This window comes from Nocardiopsis listeri NBRC 13360, assembly GCF_001570765.1.
GTDB classification, from domain to species: Bacteria; Actinomycetota; Actinomycetes; order Streptosporangiales; family Streptosporangiaceae; genus Nocardiopsis; species Nocardiopsis listeri.
Genome location: NZ_BCSH01000008.1, coordinates 95,602 through 111,489, shown reverse-complemented (window position 1 = coordinate 111,489; position 15,888 = coordinate 95,602). Strand labels below are relative to the sequence as shown.

17 protein-coding genes and 1 riboswitch are annotated in these 15,888 nt (G+C 62.4%); of the genes, 4 read left to right on the top strand and 13 right to left on the bottom strand.

Annotation, left to right across the window (positions count from 1 at the left end; genetic code table 11):
* Window positions 1–316 precede the first annotated feature (316 nt).
* Entirely contained in the window at window positions 317–1,399 is a 1,083-nt protein-coding gene (locus NLI01S_RS03745) for a type I restriction endonuclease (RefSeq protein WP_067599159.1), read from the top strand.
* 34 nt (window positions 1,400–1,433) lie between these two features.
* Here NLI01S_RS03745 and NLI01S_RS03740 read toward each other — a convergent pair whose 3' ends face one another.
* Genes NLI01S_RS03740 through NLI01S_RS03730 form a run of 3 tightly spaced genes read right to left on the bottom strand, consistent with a single transcriptional unit; the run spans window position 1,434 to window position 4,882 of the window.
* On the bottom strand, window positions 1,434–2,123 hold the full coding sequence (locus NLI01S_RS03740) for a hypothetical protein (protein WP_067599156.1): 690 nt from the start codon (window positions 2,121–2,123) through the stop codon (window positions 1,434–1,436).
* A gap of 42 nt (window positions 2,124–2,165) precedes the next feature.
* Window positions 2,166–3,113, bottom strand: a complete 948-nt coding sequence (locus tag NLI01S_RS03735; RefSeq protein ID WP_067599153.1) for a 5'-methylthioadenosine/S-adenosylhomocysteine nucleosidase family protein — start codon at window positions 3,111–3,113, stop codon at window positions 2,166–2,168.
* Complete coding sequence (locus tag NLI01S_RS03730; RefSeq protein ID WP_067599150.1) at window positions 3,110–4,882, bottom strand: hypothetical protein; 1,773 nt, start codon at window positions 4,880–4,882, stop codon at window positions 3,110–3,112. Before NLI01S_RS03730 ends, NLI01S_RS03735 begins: the two co-directional genes overlap by 4 nt.
* Before the next feature lie 68 nt (window positions 4,883–4,950).
* Here NLI01S_RS03730 and NLI01S_RS03725 point away from each other — a divergent pair, with 68 nt between their 5' ends.
* The 3 genes from NLI01S_RS03725 to NLI01S_RS03715 all read left to right on the top strand — a co-directional run bounded on the left by NLI01S_RS03725 (window position 4,951) and on the right by NLI01S_RS03715 (window position 8,199).
* A complete protein-coding gene (locus tag NLI01S_RS03725) occupies window positions 4,951–5,685 on the top strand; it encodes an NUDIX hydrolase (RefSeq protein ID WP_067599147.1) in 735 nt (244 codons plus the stop codon).
* 244 nt (window positions 5,686–5,929) lie between these two features.
* Window positions 5,930–6,032, top strand: a riboswitch (TPP riboswitch).
* A 50-nt stretch (window positions 6,033–6,082) separates the two neighbouring features.
* Window positions 6,083–6,865 (top strand): 3-oxoacyl-ACP reductase, encoded by a 783-nt coding sequence (locus tag NLI01S_RS03720; RefSeq protein ID WP_067599144.1) that lies wholly within the window; start codon window positions 6,083–6,085, stop codon window positions 6,863–6,865.
* A complete protein-coding gene (locus NLI01S_RS03715) occupies window positions 6,865–8,199 on the top strand; it encodes an LLM class flavin-dependent oxidoreductase (RefSeq protein WP_067599141.1) in 1,335 nt (444 codons plus the stop codon). The genes NLI01S_RS03720 and NLI01S_RS03715 overlap by 1 nt, the downstream gene beginning before the upstream one ends.
* Before the next feature lie 283 nt (window positions 8,200–8,482).
* Here the strand turns inward: NLI01S_RS03715 and NLI01S_RS03710 are convergent, their stop codons facing one another.
* From NLI01S_RS03710 to NLI01S_RS03685, 10 genes are all read right to left on the bottom strand, one after another.
* The gene (locus NLI01S_RS03710) at window positions 8,483–8,941 is read right to left on the bottom strand and encodes a carboxymuconolactone decarboxylase family protein (RefSeq protein ID WP_067599138.1); all 459 of its coding nucleotides are present in this window, start codon (window positions 8,939–8,941) and stop codon (window positions 8,483–8,485) included.
* Window positions 8,938–9,330, bottom strand: coding sequence for a GNAT family N-acetyltransferase (locus tag NLI01S_RS03705; RefSeq protein WP_067599135.1), 393 nt, complete (start codon window positions 9,328–9,330; stop codon window positions 8,938–8,940). Before NLI01S_RS03705 ends, NLI01S_RS03710 begins: the two co-directional genes overlap by 4 nt.
* Window positions 9,331–9,420: 90 nt before the next feature.
* Window positions 9,421–10,473, bottom strand: a complete 1,053-nt coding sequence (locus tag NLI01S_RS03700; protein WP_067599132.1) for a pirin family protein — start codon at window positions 10,471–10,473, stop codon at window positions 9,421–9,423.
* A gap of 308 nt (window positions 10,474–10,781) precedes the next feature.
* Window positions 10,782–11,621 (bottom strand): IS5 family transposase, encoded by an 840-nt coding sequence (locus NLI01S_RS03695; RefSeq protein ID WP_017603014.1) that lies wholly within the window; start codon window positions 11,619–11,621, stop codon window positions 10,782–10,784.
* Between the two features lie 722 nt (window positions 11,622–12,343).
* The gene (locus NLI01S_RS03690) at window positions 12,344–13,057 is read right to left on the bottom strand and encodes an IS5/IS1182 family transposase (RefSeq protein ID WP_223809096.1); all 714 of its coding nucleotides are present in this window, start codon (window positions 13,055–13,057) and stop codon (window positions 12,344–12,346) included.
* Window positions 13,058–13,146: 89 nt separating this feature from the next.
* Window positions 13,147–13,806 carry a hypothetical protein gene (locus tag NLI01S_RS25560; RefSeq protein WP_157090941.1) on the bottom strand — a complete coding sequence of 220 codons (660 nt, stop codon included), beginning with the start codon at window positions 13,804–13,806 and terminating at the stop codon, window positions 13,147–13,149.
* Window positions 13,807–13,947: 141 nt separating this feature from the next.
* Complete coding sequence (locus NLI01S_RS25915; protein ID WP_190318349.1) at window positions 13,948–14,421, bottom strand: hypothetical protein; 474 nt, start codon at window positions 14,419–14,421, stop codon at window positions 13,948–13,950.
* An 81-nt stretch (window positions 14,422–14,502) separates the two neighbouring features.
* Complete coding sequence (locus NLI01S_RS25035; RefSeq protein ID WP_084392283.1) at window positions 14,503–14,967, bottom strand: hypothetical protein; 465 nt, start codon at window positions 14,965–14,967, stop codon at window positions 14,503–14,505.
* A 15-nt stretch (window positions 14,968–14,982) separates the two neighbouring features.
* Entirely contained in the window at window positions 14,983–15,366 is a 384-nt protein-coding gene (locus NLI01S_RS25555; protein ID WP_157090940.1) for a hypothetical protein, read from the bottom strand.
* Window positions 15,367–15,537: 171 nt separating this feature from the next.
* On the bottom strand, window positions 15,538–15,882 hold the full coding sequence (locus NLI01S_RS03685; RefSeq protein ID WP_067599129.1) for a hypothetical protein: 345 nt from the start codon (window positions 15,880–15,882) through the stop codon (window positions 15,538–15,540).
* Window positions 15,883–15,888: the final 6 nt, after the last annotated feature.

Genomic DNA, 15,888 nt, shown 5'->3' with positions numbered 1-15,888 from the left:
CCTTGCGACACCGCTGCGGGACGTGTCGTCGAAGGTCAGTGGGCCAGAGTGCGCCTTGTCCGCACCGAGATTCAATTGTTAACTATATTCACAAGCAGTCCGTGTATGGTGCTATCTGTGAAGTGATCGATGTCCTTGATGATCAAGACGACGGAGCAGCCCTCCCGGTTTACCGGGGTGGGTGAAATGCCCCCAGAGGCGAAGCTTGTCCTGAATCCGCATGTCCCTGCGGCCCCGTCGTGAGAACAAGCCCTGCCTCTGACATCGATCCTTCCGATTGCCTGGTTCTCCGGCCGAACTTCGTAGGAAGGTCGCTATGGAATTCTCCGAGAAGGTCTCCGCTCTCAGCACCAAGGTGCAGAACCAGCGGGAGATGACTCAGACCGAAGAGGCGGCCAAGACCGCCTTCGTCATGCCCTTCATCGCGACGGTCCTCGGATACGACGTCTTCGATCCGCGTGAGGTGGTCCCCGAGTTCACCGCCGATGTGGGGGTGAAGAAGGGGGAGAAGGTCGACTACGCCATCATGCGCGACAACGAAGTACAGATGCTCATCGAATGCAAGAAGTCGAACGGGACTCTGACGATCGAGAACGCCTCACAGCTGTACCGGTACTTCTCCGTCACCAACGCGCGGATCGCCGTCCTCACCAACGGCGTCGAATACCAGTTCTACACCGACCTCGACGCGCCGAACCGGATGGACTCCAGGCCGTTCATGGTGCTCGACCTCGGTGACGTCGACGAGAGCCTCCTTCCCGAACTGCGCAAACTCACCAAGTCGTCCTTCGACCTGAATTCGGTGATCGACGCCGCCGAGAAGCTCAAGTACATCGGCGCGATCAAACGCACCTTGGCGGAACAGTTCCAGGAGCCCGAGGACGAGTGGGTCAAGTTCTTCGCCGGCCGCGTCTATGACGGATCCTTCACCAAGCGGGCGCGCGAGCAGTTCACCCCGCTGGTCCAAGAGGCCGCGTCCACCTTCCTCGACGACCAGGTCAACATCCGGCTGAAGAAGGCCTTGGAGACGACACGTCCCCAGTCCGATTCGGCGTCGATCGACAGCGCGGAGGTCGCCGAGGAGGACCTGGTCCGAGGCACCGGGATCGAGACCACCCTGGAGGAGCTGGAGGGATACCAGGTCGTCAAGGCGATCGCGTGCAGCGAGGTCAAACCCCAGCGGATCGCACAACGGGACTCCAAGAGCTACTTCGCGATCCTGCTGGACGACAACAACCGTAAGCCGATCGCGCGTTTGCACTTCAACGCCAAGTCGAAGAAGTACCTCGGCACCTTCGACGCGGAGAAGAACGAGACCCGCCATCCGCTGGGATCGATCGACGAGATCTACCTCCACGCCGACAAGATCCGTGAAGCGGTACGCGCTCATCTGGAATGAGGGCCGTGATTCCTCTCCTCCTCTGGCCGGTTGTTCAGCTGTTCGGTGCTCCCGTGTCGGGGCTCTGCTCCGTCGGCACCGCCTGTGAACCGGCCCAGGTGGTGGAGAAGAAATGGAGGGCCGCCTCGTAGAGCACACCCGGAGCACGCACGTACAGGCAGGGGGAGTGCCGCCCGTGCCTACCCCGGTCGTAGAAGGTGATGTAGGCGGCCTGGTCCGTGACGATGACGCGGTACAGATGAGGCAGATCGAATCGGCGGAGTTCGATCCCCTCCCGGCCCTTCGCCACGGAGCTCAGATAGGAGGTATTGGCGCGGATCTGGTTTCTCAGCAGATCGGGGGTGAACCCCGGGTCGATGGGTTCCAGCTCCGCGGCCCGAAGCGCCAGCCATTCGCCGGGAACCGCGTCGGGATCGGGCAGCAGCACCCGCACGGATTCGACCCGGCCGGTGGTATCCGACCACAACGGCGTGAAAACGTCCCTGGTGAGGGTGTTGCCCCGGCCGGTCAACACCCTCACCCAGCGAGCCCGCGCCAGATCCCGAGCCACATCCTTCTCCGCCGACGACTGCCGTCGGTACACGCGGTGCACACCGGTTCCGGTCAGCCGGGCGAGTAGGGCCACCAGCCACCAACGAGGGCGGGAGGATCGCATCCACCCCACGAGGACGAGGATCATCGTGGCCAGGATCGAACTGAGCACACCGAGGACGAACGCGACCATGTGATCACTTCCCTTGTTCGGATCGCTGGGGACCAGAGCGGGTCAGAGTAGATACGGGAGCAGTTCGTGGACGACGTGCGCCGCGTTGTGCGCGGCCAGAGCATGGGCGTCGTCGTCCTTCTGCGCGTCCGCTCCGTCCGAGATGCCCCGAACCACGACCCAGTCCGGGTTGCCCTCATCGCGCACCGAGTTCTCCTGCCAGAACTGGCTGAGCCCGCCCGACTCCATGTCCACGGCCATGACCTTGTCGTTGTAGTGCTTCAGCCACTGCCGCTCTTCGGCGTCTTCGTGGGCGATCACGGCCTCCCCTGAACCGATCAGGCCATGGTGGACCTCGAAGCTGCGCTTACGGTGCCCGTCGACACGGCCGCGGATCACCGCCGGCTCTCCCCGGTCGGTGAAGTAGGCGTTCGCCGCGTGGACGACGCGGGCCGGTGCCTGCCGTTCCTCACCACGGCGCTGAACGCGGTCGCCGGCCGTGATCTTGCGTGAGTCGTAGTAGACGATCCGGGTCGAGACGATGACGTCACCGATACGGCCACCGCCGGCGCGGCTGGGGGAGCTCCCAAGTCCGCCTCCGATGCCGACCAGGACCCACAGACGTGGGGAGAAATGGTGGCGCAGATGGTCCAGTGCCGACATCACCGAGCGTTGCCCGGGACCGAGGGTCTGGGTGGCCACCACGCTCGCCGTACCACTTTCGGTGGAGACGTCACCGGCGCTGAAGAACAGGCCTTCTTGTTTGCGGGGCCGCTCCAGTCCCAGTTCGTCGAGGATCGCTCGTGTCTCCACGGGCAGGATCGTGACGATTCCGACGTCCTTCCGTTGGTCGGACTCGGAGTGCGCCGAGGAGGTGCGTACCTGGGAGGGCCGTGTGGGGTCCGAGGGCGTGATCATCTTCGCCTGGTCGCCGACCGCGGTGTTGGTGAAGCTGTTGGTTCCGCCCATGTTGACGATGCCACTGTTGTTCGGAGGTTGGTGGAGGCTCATGCGGCTTTCCCGTTCTGTGAGTCATTGGGGGTGGAAGGAGGGTTCTGCGTCTGCTGGTGCGCCTGGTCGCCGACCGCGGTGTTGGTGAAGTCGTTGGTTCCGCCCATGTTGACGATGCCGCTGTTGATGATCTGTAGCGCGCGATCATCGAAGTCGGAGACGTCGACACCGTGAGAGTCGAGGAAGTCGCTGGTGGCTTTGAGCAGCCGCTGTTCGACGTTCTTGATGTGGCCGAGAAGCGTGGTCTTGTCGAGTTGGACCTTGCTCCAGTCCTCCGCCAATTCCTGGCGAACGCTGATTCGACTGCCGATCCCGATATTGCGTCGAGGAACGAGGGTGAAGTCGATGCCGCGGAGCACCAAGGCCCGGTGTAGGAGGCCGGAGAGGGCCTTGGCCAGGTAGAACGGGTAACGGGTGATGCGCCCCAGTGAACGGATGTGGCGAGGGAGGCGGAACAGGTCGTGCCAAGCGGCACTGACGATGGCCCGTTTTCCGTGCTGGCCGAACTCTTCCGCCTTACGGAAGTCGTCCGGATTACGGGTCAGTGCGCAGGCCGCGAACGCCAGGCTCAGCGTTCGGCCACGCACCCTTACCTGGAGCAGCACCGTGGCGACCAGCTCTCCTCCCGCGTCGGGGACGCTCACTTCGAGGAAGTGCTGGTGCGCGGAGTCCTGTCGGTCGATGATCCGGCGCATCGCGACCGGATCCACCGATTCCCGCAGGATGGAGCGGTCAGTGGACACGTCCGAATGGGAGACGTAGATACGGTCGCGTACCTGCGCCGGAAGACGGACGTTCTCATGGTCCTCCCGAAGGTCGGCGACGGCCGCGCGCAGGTGGTCCATCAGTTCGTGCGGCTTGAAGGGCGGGTGCCGGTGTTCCCGTTCGTGCAGGGGTTTGTCGTCGCTTCCCTTGCGCAGGAGTTGGACACTCATGGGTGGATTCCACTGGTGGATCAGTTCCCCCGCTCCGATGAAGGGTGATTCCTCACCGAAGAGCGTGAACACACCCGCATCTTCGTCCTCGCCGTCCTTCTTGTGGGCGGGGCGCTGATAGACCACACAGGGATGCTTCTGCTGCTCGTCGACGACCTTCTCCCGATGGGAGAGGCGCTTGGGTCTGAGAGCGGTGGCCTTGTGAGCGTGGTTGATGCACGCCTGGCGCAGACCACCGACGATCGCGGTGAGGAGGGCGACGGCGCAGCCCAGGTAGAGGGCCAGAGTTCCCTGAATGGGATGGGAGAAGGCCAGGACCATCATGGCGAGGGCAAGGACCAGGGCGAACGCGCCAGTGTTCTTGAGACGTTTGCTCTCCTCCCCGTACTTCCAGCTGGACCTGGAAGGCAACTTCGGTCGACGCTTGCGCCTCTTCTTCGTCAGTAAGGGCTCTTCGGGTCGTGTGAGCTCCTTGGAGATCCGCCAGGCGTGGTCAAGGAGTACGAGAAGTACGTATCCACCGGCGACCAAGAGGGTCGTCACCGTCAACCCCCAGAAGTAGGGCGCGGCGAGGGCGGTGAGCAACCCCGACCTCGACAACGAGGTCAGGTGCAGGGACAACCACGCGTGGCGCATCACCGGAACGAGGTCGAATTCGTAGGAGGGGGCCGCGCGTCGTGAAGGGGCCGTACACACCTGTTTGATGACGAGGTCTCGGAAGTCCTCGTCGATGTGCACACCGGCACAGAGGTGACGGGTGGCCCCGGTCGGTTCCTCCTGTTCCGGAGGAGGGCGAAGGACAGGGGATGGAGAGACGTGAGCGGTGATGGACATGCACTTCTCCTGTGCCGATCCAGTTAAGGTCGGGATGACCATAAGTGGATCGGATGATTAAAGTCAAGATGACCTTTAAGGGGGGCGTAGTGGACGAGCGCTTGGCGCGAGCCGTTGACGTGGGGTTGTCCCTGGTCACGGTGGACCTGGCCATCTTCACCATCAGGAACGGGGCGTTGATGGTCCTGTTGATCGAGAGAGGGGAGGAGCCGTTCCAAGGGTGCTCGGCCTTGCCCGGCGGGAGGGTCCGAAGACAGGAGACCCTCGACCAAGGTGCTCGGCGCGAACTCTTGGAGGAGACCGGGATCGACGGCTCTCGGCTTCACCTGGAACAACTCGGTGCCTTCGGCGATCCCGGCCGTGACCCGCGGGGGCGGGTCGTCACCATCGCCTACCTGGCCTTGGGGGCGGACCTGCCCGAAGCCGTGGGAGGAAGTGACGCGGCCCATGCCCACTGGGTGCCGGTGGGGGAGATCCTGGAAGGTCCCCTCCTCCTGGCCTTCGACCACGACCGCATTCTCGGCGATGCGCTGGAGCGCGTTCGGGAGAAGCTGGAGTACACCACCGTCGCCACGGTCTTCTGCCCCGAACCGTTCACCCTCAGCGAGCTAAGGGAGGTCTACGAAGTGATCTGGGGGCGTGAACTGGATCCCAGCAACTTCCGACGCAAGGTCACCAAGGCGGAGGGGTTCGTGGAACCCAGCGGGGGGCAGCGCGCCCAGCGGGCGGGGCGTCCGGCCGCCCTGTACCGCAAAGGAGGCTCTTCGTTGCTCACACCGCCTCTGCTGCGTTCGGCCTCCTGAGCGGGGAGGGGTGGCTGCCCGCGCGGCCGGGTCGCGTTCGCTGAGAAGACGAACGAATCCGAACCGGTGAAGTTGCTCGACGCTACGTCCCCAGGCCATCTTCAACGCGTTCGAGCTCAGCGAGGGCGGAAATCTTGTCCTCAGCGGTCATAGCGAGAGGACGCTGCTCGCCTCTGACGTCGAGCGGGAGACGAGCGAGGTGCCGGCCGGTGGCCCGAGACGGTGCCTATGGGCTACCTTGATCGGCAGTGACACGGGGTGCCCTGAATCCACTGATTCGGGCTGAGATAACACCCGTCGAACCTGATCCGGGTCATACCGGCGAAGGGATGTCCGTACACGGCCGGTGGTATCGGTGGTCGAAGGGACGCCTTCGCCCATGTCAGAAAGGCCACCGATGAGTTCTTCCCGCACCGCGCTCCCCATCGACCAGCAGACGGTCGTCGTCACCGGCGGGGCCCGAGGGCTCGGGTCCCGGCTGGTCCAGGCCTTCCTGGGGCAAGGCGCCCGTGTGGTGATCAACTACCTCCACAGTGCCGAAGCAGCCGGCGAGCTCACCGCCACCCACCCCGATCGCGCCTTGGCCGTGCGAGCGGACGTGCGCGATCCCGAACAGGTCGCCGCGATGGTCCAAGCCGCGGAGGGCCATTTCGGCTCCTCCATCTCCACCGTCGTCAACAACGCGCTCGCCGACTTCTCCTTCAACGGCGACGCACGGCCTCACGCCGACACGCTCACCCCACAACACCTCGACCAGCAGTTCAGCGGTACCGTCCACGGCGCACTGAACACCGTCCAAGCCGCCCTGGTCTCCATGCGCGGCCAGGGGTTCGGTCGGGTCATCAACGTGGGCACCAACCTGTTCCAGCACCCGGTGGTCCCCTACCACGACTACACCGCGGCCAAGGCGGCGCTGTTGTCGCTGACCCGTACGCTCGCCCATGACCTGGGCCCCGACGGCATCACCGTCAACATGGTCTCCGGTGGTCTGCTGCGCACCACCGACGCCAGCTCCGCCACCCCCGAGGGCGTCTTCGACATGATCGCCTCCTCCACACCGCTGCGCCGGGTCACCACCCCTGCCGAGTTCGCCGACGCGGCCCTGTACTTCGCCTCCCCTTGGGCGCGCGCGGTCACCGGTCAGAATCTGGTCGTCGACGGCGGGCTGGTGATGAATTGATGGCCTCCGCTCCCGCGCCCGACCAGGATCCCGACCGCCGGATGCACCTCAACCTGTTCATCTTCGGCTGCGGTCACCACAAGGCCGCCTGGCGTCACCCCGACTCGCCGGCCGAACGGATCGGTGACATCACCTACTTCGAAGGACTGGCCCGCACCGCCGAACGCGGCCGCCTGGACGCGGTGTTCTTCGCCGACGGCCACGCCACAGGCGACGTCGCCAGTGGCCCGTGGTGGTTCCTCGAACCATTGACCACTCTGGCGGCTATGAGCCGGGCCACCCGGCACATCGGTCTGGTCAGCACCGTCTCCAGCACGTTCTACACGCCCTTCCACGCGGCACGCCTGCTGGCCTCCCTGGACCACATCAGCGGAGGACGAGTGGGCTGGAACGTGGTGACGTCCATGTTCGACACCGAGGCCCGCAACCACGGATACGAGCGGATGCCCGCGCACCAGGAGCGCTACGCGCGAGCAGAGGAGTTCGTGGAGGTGGTGCTGGGGCTGTGGGACTCCTGGAGCGACAAGGCCTTCCAGTATGACCGGGACGGGGTCTTCGCGGACCCGGACCTGGTGCGCCCCATCGGCCACCGGGGAGAGCACTTCCAGGTCGACGGACCGTTGAACGTGCCGCGCCCGGTACAGGGCAACCCGGTGCTGTTCCAAGCGGGCTCGTCGGAGCAGGGACGCACGCTGGCGGCCCGCCGCGCCGAGGCCATCTACTCCGTGGCCTATGACCTGCCCAGCGCCCAGGACTACTACGGCGACGTCAAGGCGCGGATCCGGCAGGCGGGCCGCGACCCTCGGTCCGTCGCCATCATGCCCGGACTGGTCACCTACGTCGGTTCCACCGAACGGGAGGCCCGAGCCAAGCAGCGCGAACTGGACGAATTGCTGCCGACCGAGGAGTCATTGCGGCAGCTGGGCCTGTTCACCGAACAGGACTGTTCTGACTGGGAGTTGGACGCGCCGGTTCCCGAGCTGCCGTCACTGGAGGAGTTCACCGGTCCCAAGGGACGCTACGAGACCATCTTGCGCATCATCGACTCCGAACGGCCCACGGTGCGGCAACTGCTGGGCCGTCTGGCCGCCGGCGGCGGACACTGCACCATGGTCGGAACGCCCGAGCAGATCGCCGATCGGATGACCCGGTGGTACGAGAACGGTGGCGCGGACGGGTTCAACCTCATGCCGCCGTCGTTGCCGGGCGGGATCGAGGACTTCGTGGACCATGTGGTTCCCGTCCTGCAACAGCGAGGGCTGTTCCGTCGCGAGTACGAGGCGGACACGCTTCGGGGCCATTTGGGTCTGGAACGGCCGCCGTCACCGCACTGAATACGGTCGGGAGGTCCGGGAGACGGGAGGCCTGAAGAGCCGTCCTCGACCTGTCCGGACCCTCCCTGCCCGTAGGAGAGGCGCGCGGCAGCAATCGTCTCAGGGCTGCTGAGGGCCGGCAGACCACCGTGTCGGGAGCCCCGTTCGGATGTGACCGCCTTGCCCCGAACCCTGTGTGCCGAGCACGTCGCCCTGTTGGAGAAGGTGGGCTTCCGGAAAGGGGACCCACCGCTGTAGCGCACCTCACGGAGGGAGGGCGTTACAGCGGTGGAAATCGCTTTCCCTATCGTGTGATCACGGGATGACCACTGGCGATCGAGACCCGGTTGAACGCGTTGATGAGCGTGGTCGTCCACTCCACCGCGGAGATCTGGGCGGTGGTCAGGTGGGCGGCCGCACGGGCGTTGATCGCCTGCCGATCGACGGTGGGGTCGATGACGGTGAGGGACTCCGCCAGGAGCAGAGCGGCCTTTTGCATGTCGGTGAACACGCCGGCCTCACGCCAGGACGGCAGCACGTCCAGGACGCTCTGCTTCACCCCGGCCTTGCGGGCCTTGGGAACGTGGATGCTCAGGCAGGTCGGGCACCCGTTGATCTGGGACACCCGGACGTTGATCAGCTCGATGGTGTCATCGCCCAGACTCGCCTCGTGCGAAGCGGCCCGGGAGGCCACGGCCGCCTTGCCGAGCGCCTTGTACACCGTGGGGTGTTCCTTGTCGATGTAGGGACGCTCCGCGCTCATGCCTGCTCCTCGGTCGTCTTCTGGACCAGCTGCAGGTCCGCGGGCCTCGGCTTGCGGAACCTGCCGCCCTGGGCCGTGTACTCCTCGCCGTGCTCCTTCGGGTACTTGGCGAACAGTGGGCACACGGGTACGACGGTGATGTTCCTGCGGACGCTGTCGGCCAGGGCCTGGCGCATCACGAGTCCGCCCAGACCCCGCCCACCGAACTCCGGTGAGACCTCGGTGTGGAAGAAGACGCGTTCGTCCTCGCCTTCCGGCGGGTCGATGAAGTCCGCGCGGCCCGCGAGGGTGCCGTCCTCCAGGGTCACGGTATAGGCGCTGATGGCGCGCGTTTCGTCAAGGGCGATATGCACGACAGCGCCGGTTTTGTCGGTCTGTGGCTCGGTCATGGCGAAGACCTCTCCATGGGGATCGTGCCGGTCCGGTCGATGGCTGGCACGACGGCGCCTCGGCCCGGCGGGGTGGGTGACCGGGGTGGTTCAGTCCTGGATCTGTGCGTGGGGCGGTGGGTTCTTCCTCGGCCTCATCCTGACCGGTGGCAGTTCAGGGGCGGGGATCCACCCCATCCCTTCGCGGTTCTTTCCCGGGCCGCCGTGACCCACGTAGCCTTCGACGCGACCGAACCGCTCACCGTGGTTCTGCCATTCCTCTCTGTACTGCCGGATCTCCTCGGTGGTACGGCCCAGGAAGTTCCACCACATGACGAGCTCTTCGGTGAAGGGGGCTCCTCCCACGAGCACGAGCCTGGCCGGCTCGTCACCGCCGTTGGCGATACGCAGGTTCCGGCTCCCCACACCGGTGTAACCCACGGCGTCCTTGGGCACGCGCACGCCCTCCAGCGTGATGGCCTCGCCCGTGTCCACCAGCAGGCCGTGCTCGAATCCGGAATCGACCGTCAGGTCGAGGGCCGCGCCGGGATCGAGCCTGATCTCGGCCCCCACCAGCGGCGAATACATGCTCACCGGGGACTGTGAACCCAGCAGTGAACCGAGGAAGACGAGCGCGGAACCGCCGTCGAAGGTGACGGGCTCGGGGACGAAGTGCTCGAAGTCGCGGCCCGGCCGGTTGCGCGCCTCCTCGGGGAGGGCGATCCAGAGCTGCACCCCGTGGAGTCGGTCGGTGTCCTCCGTGGAGGTCTGGGAATGGCAGATGCCGGCGCCGGCGGTCATCAGGTTCATCTCACCGGGAAGGACGTGGGCGCTGTTGCCACCGGAGTCGATGTGGGCGACGGTACCTTCGAACAGCCAGCTCAGCGTCTGAAGTCCCGTGTGCGGGTGCGGAGCCACGTCCATACCGCCGCTGGCCGATACGTCGTCCGGCCCGTAGTGGTCGATGAAGCACCACGCGCCGATCAACGAACGCTGCCGTTGCGGCAGGGTACGGCGCACGTTCATGGCACGCGGTCCGCCCAGGGGCACGTCGCGGGCGGTGATGAGCTCGACGGGAGCTCCACCCTCCCGCTCGGCCCACGGCCCCGGAAGGCCACCATCGACGCACACGTGGGTGTCCGGGTTCGCCTCGGGGTTGGTCATCGGGCTGGTCCTTCCGCCGCGGGTTCGGATACGACGGTTGTGATCTTGATGATCTCTCCTCCAGGCCAGGCAGGTGTAGGAGCGTGCAAGCTCCGCCTGTACTCAGCCCCAAGGTACGCGCACGCGCCTTCCTCGCGCCAAGGCCCTACCGGGAGGTAACGGGCGGACTACGGCGTGGAATGACAGCGGCCGCCACAGTCCGGGCTGTGGGGCCTTGCACCCGATGTCAACGAACCAAGATCACGATGCGAAATCTCCGTGAGTGACCAGCGGTCGAGGCATGAGCCTTAGAGCGTGTTTGAGAAGGGTCAGGAAATGAGGTCTTCGCTCGTCCAAGCACGCTGACGGACGGTATCTCGTCCTCGGGCGAGGCGTCGGGCCATCTGACCGATCGCGGCCCAGCGCACCATCGCCTCGGACACCGCCGGGTCGCGCTCGTAGTCCCGTGCCAGACGACGGTGAGCGGTCAACCACGCCAGCGAACGCTCCACCACCCACCGCCGCGGGATCACCGCGAACCCCACCTGGCCAGGAGCCTTGCGCACGATATGCACAGTCGTGGCCACGAACCTCTCCGCCCAGGCCACCAGCTTTCCCGCGAACCCCGCGTCAGCGAACACGAACCGCACCGGCGTGCACAGGTACAGACTCAACAAGGTGGTCCTGGCCCCGTCCCGGTCCTGAACCGAGGCAGCCATCACGCACACCACCAGCAACAACCCCAGGGTGTCGGTGACGATGAACCTCTTACGGCCGTTGACCTTCTTGCCCGCGTCATAGCCCCTGGTCCCCTGGCCGACGGTGTCGGCGCCCTTGACGCTCTGGGAGTCGATGATCCCCGCCGAGGGCTCGCCCCCGCGTCCTTGAGCGGTGCGCACCCGACGGCGCAGCACGGCCATGACCTGCTCGGTGACCGTGGCTTCCTCCCAGCGGGAGAAGTACCAGTACACGGTTTGCCAGGGTGGGAAGTCCACGGGCAGGTGCCGCCAGGAACAGCCGGTACGCACCACGTACAAGATCGCGTCCACCACGTCGCGGCGGGGGTGCTTCTCGGGTCGGCCTCCGGTGTTGGCCGGTGGGAGCAGGGGCTCGATCAGGGCCCACTGCTCATCGGTCAGGTCAGAGGGGTAGGTCGGGCGTCGCGGCATGGGGCTCATGCTTGCGGCCTGACAGCAGCAGCGTGGGGGAAGTGCCCGGACCGTTACCCCTTCTCAAACACGCTCTTAGGGTTCGTTCGATGTTCCTGCTCAGCTCACCTGCGACGAGTGCGGTCTGTTTTTTCAGGTAGAAGGGTCGGTCTGCCATGGAGTTCTGTGAAACCACAGGTACCCGAATCCCTATACGTCCGCTTCCCCAGCGAGCTTTTGTCGGAGCCAGGTGGGTATGTGTTCGTAGTCGCGAGGAAAGTACTTGAGGTCGTTGGTGTATCCCCATGCCGCGGGAAAGAGAATGTGAGGGTCTTCGTCGTAGTTATATTCGACCTGGAAATTTCCAGGTCGAGTGATTGTGAATTTAATCGAAAACCAGGCTCCCTCGCCTTCTCGATACATCCCTGCGCGCAAGTTGTCGAGTAAAGGTCCGATAGTATTAGGACCCCAGCCTGCTATGTTTTTTCCGTATGTATCGCGCACCTGAAACTTAGAAGAACTGTGGTCGATTACGGCGTTGCTTCTATACATTATGTTTTTCCATCCTTGTGGTGCCCGCAAAAGAATGGACTGGCAGATCTTCTTGATTAGGTCAAGCTGTTGAGTTTGATTAAGGTGTCCCCTTTTGAAAAATTTGCTTACCAAAGGATGTTCCTTGTGTCAATTAAGCGGTGGTAGGTTGCTGTACCGCTGAGGTTCCAGTGAGGTGATCCCAGCGGGTTTCATTTCAGGCGTCCATGCTCGAAACACGTGAGAACGAGCGCGGCTCTGACGATGCCTCCGATCTTGCCGGGGCTGGCGGTGATGACGCCGATGCCAGCACCCTGATATCCCAGGTCGGCCAGCGTGGGCAGGCCTTGGGCCGCAGGGGCGTAGAGCGCACTGAGCACGTGGGCGCGGGTCGGGGGCAGGCCGTTCGCTGATCGGGGCTCGACACCATTGATGAACAGGGGAAATCCGTCCGGTTCCATGACGCCTTGGAGGTTGCCTCCGTGGTGGCGGGACTTTCCCGAGTACCAGAGGTCGATGCTGCGACCCTTGAGGCTGGTGGTCTTCTCCAGGCAGCGGTCGGTCAGGATCACCATGTCGTCGAGTACTAGGTGGCCCGCGCTCGCCTTGTGGGCCTCGTGCCGTGCTTGGCGAAGGTCACGGTCCTGATCGGCGAGTTCGTAGGTGGCTTGGTCGATGTAGCGGTAGCCGGTGGAGCGGCCGATGCCGTGGTCGCGTGCCAGGGTGGCAGGACCGGTCCCCTCGGGGAAGTGGCGCAGGGCCATCACCGCTTGGTGGAAGCAGGTCAGGGCGCGGGTTCGGTTACGGGTACCACGGAGCTTGCGTTCGGCGGGCAGAAGGCGGGAGAGGAAGAGAACGGCTTCCCTGGGGACGTCAAGGATGGCACTATAGGCGACCAGGTGGAGCCTTTCACGGTAGCCCGGCAAGATTCGATACCTCGCCTTCTGCCTGGGGCTCACGTCTATGTCTGCCGAACGGTCATATCTCCACTCGAGTCCCGATTTCCGCTTTCCTCCTATCTCAGGGACGCTGGGATCACCTCATTGTAACTGAATCCTTCCGAATTGGCTTCAGGGGTGACTATTCCATATTTTTCTGGTTCGGCAAAATAAGTGGGGTCTCCCGGGATGGTATCGGTCCCTAGTATCCCCTCGATTTCCTTGAGTGCTTCAGATAGGCGCGTTTTGTTGTTGTAGTAAACTTTTGGATGTGGTTTTCCTGAAAAATCGAACCACATCCAAATGTCATGTCGGACTCCGAGTGCCACACTGATATCATCTGGATCCAGGAGAATTGAGACATCGACAAGACGGTTTACTCTCTTCTTCTCCCCATCAGCGTTGATCCAGTACCCTGAGCCCAGAAGTTCGATCTGGCCCACATGTGTATCCGTATGGCCTACCGGTTGGCTCTCCGTGATTCGCTCAGTAATGAACTCTTCGTTCAACCTTTGGAGATCGCAAAGGGAGACCCGGGAGCGAAATCCGATCGAACCTTGTCCGTGTCGGTGCCAGGATATTTGTATCCCGGCAAGTTCCATAAGGGCTTTTTGGTCGAGGGCTCTGGATATTGACAGCGTCATAGCAGAAGCACTATCAAGGACTTTTCCATTCTCAATTTCGACATACCAGCCCCAGGAAGCAATTTCGCTAGATGCGCTGAGTATCTGAGTCATTTAAGACCTAGTCCGGGTAGATTTGTGCGTCTTCCGGAACGGTCATGACTCCGTCTAACCTGCGGCAGGTTCGGTCTGTTTCGTCCAGGCGGGAGAAATGGGATTCCGTGGTGTTCTGCGAAGCGATATGCAACCGAATCCCTACCCATCCGCTTCTCCATCGAGCTTTTGTCGGAGCCAAGCAGGGATGTGTTCGTCGTTGCGAGGAAAATACTTGAGGTCGTTGGTGAAGGCTGGGCCGGTGAGAGTCGGGATTTCAGGATCCTCATAGTTGTATTTTACGGAGAATCGTCCGGGACGGGTGACGGAGTAGCGAACCGAGAACCAGGTTCCTTTTCCATCTCGGTAGAGGCCCGCCTTCAAGTCCTCGAACAACAGGTTGATCTCAGCTGGTTCGCTGGATTCGAGGGTGTCCCCGTTTTGGTGTTTGACCGTGTACGTGGTGAACGACTGATCGGCTACCGAAGCGCGGGTGTAAAAAATCTCAGCCCAGTTGTCAGGTGCCTCTTCGACCATTTTCCGGCCAATTTTCACCAAAAGCTCTTGTTGCTTTGCTGGATCCAGTTGCTTCCCGGTGAGTTCGAGAAGTCCTGCATCTGAGTATCGTTTTCCCATGGATTACTCCTCTTCTTGGTGAGAGATGGTCGTGGCAGTCGGCCCCGAGACTGCTTCGCAATCCATCACTCGCTCCTATTATCACTCGGATTGCATGCGGGGTTCCTCGCTGAGTTTCTGTTGGAGCCAGGCAGGGATGTGATCGTCTTCTCGAGGGAAATACTTAAGGTCGTTGGTGTACCCCAATGCGGCAGGGAAGAGGATATGAGGATCTTCATCGTAGTTATATTCGACGTGGAATTTTCCAGGCCTGAGGATGGTATAGCACATTGAGAACCATGTGCCTTCTCCTTTTTGGTACATGCCAGGGCGAAGCTCCCTTAATAGAGGATTCAGTGTGCTTGGCCCCCAGCCGGCTATATTGGCGCCATGTTCATCTTCCACACGATAATCGGACGAGCTGTGATCGAATACTGAAGCCCTTTCGTATACAATTTTCGCCCACCCTTGGGGTGCCTTGTCTAGAAGTTCATGGCCAATCTTATTGAGGAGTTCTAGCTGCTGATCGTGGCTTAGGTGCCCCCTTTTGAAATGCTTGCTGGCCAAGTTTTACTCCTTGTTCTAATGCAATGGTGGAAAGTTCTCATAGTCTAGTGGCTTCATGGGTACGCCATTAATGCTCCATTCGATATGGAAGGAGGATGGCGGTGGGTTGATGAACTTGCCAGATTTGGGTGGATATTCGATCCGAGGCATGCTTGGATCGAACTCGCTAGTGATCTTCGCCTGGATGTCGGGCTTTCCAGGTTTTAGGGCAACCGCATCGTTCCATTCACCATTATTGAAATCCGGATTATTGAAATTATGCCATTCGTCTCCATGTTTCAGTAGTCCGCGCCAGCTGCGCTCCAAGTTATAGAATGACCCGTCGATCGTCCCGTGTTCTTCGGGGAGTCGGTCCGAGAAGGCGGTATTGGTTTGATTTTGGTTGATGTCGAAACGCATGGGAGGCATATTAAGAATCTCTCCCGGCCCAAAGAACTGTGTGCCGAAGAGATGTCCTCCCTGAAATTCAACTTTCTGATATTGAGGAACCTCTCCCGGTCCTAGCTATCGTTTTTCTGTCCCTGGGCTCCTCGTAGGATTTTCGTTGGAATCGGTCAGAGGGGAGGCAGACTACTTCAGGGGAGGTCTGTAAACCAAGGGGTGATCATCATTATCGAACCGTGATGCTATCTCCCATTTTGTCCTCCGGGCGAGAAGGTCAAAGAAGGCCTGAACCTTTTCGGGTGCGTCCATCCATCGAGCCTGGTCAACATCTATGACCGTGGGGTAGTCGTCGCTGACGTCGGCTTCGATTCCGATCGTAATTCTTCCCACTTCTGGGCGCACCCCCTCGAAGGAAAATCGGAAATCTCCTTCGATGATTTCCTGCTCTGAGGTCAATTCTGGGAAGTCTCGAATTTCATTCAAAGCATCATTGAGCTCAGCGGAAATCCAGATGAACTCTACTCTCGACATGTCACT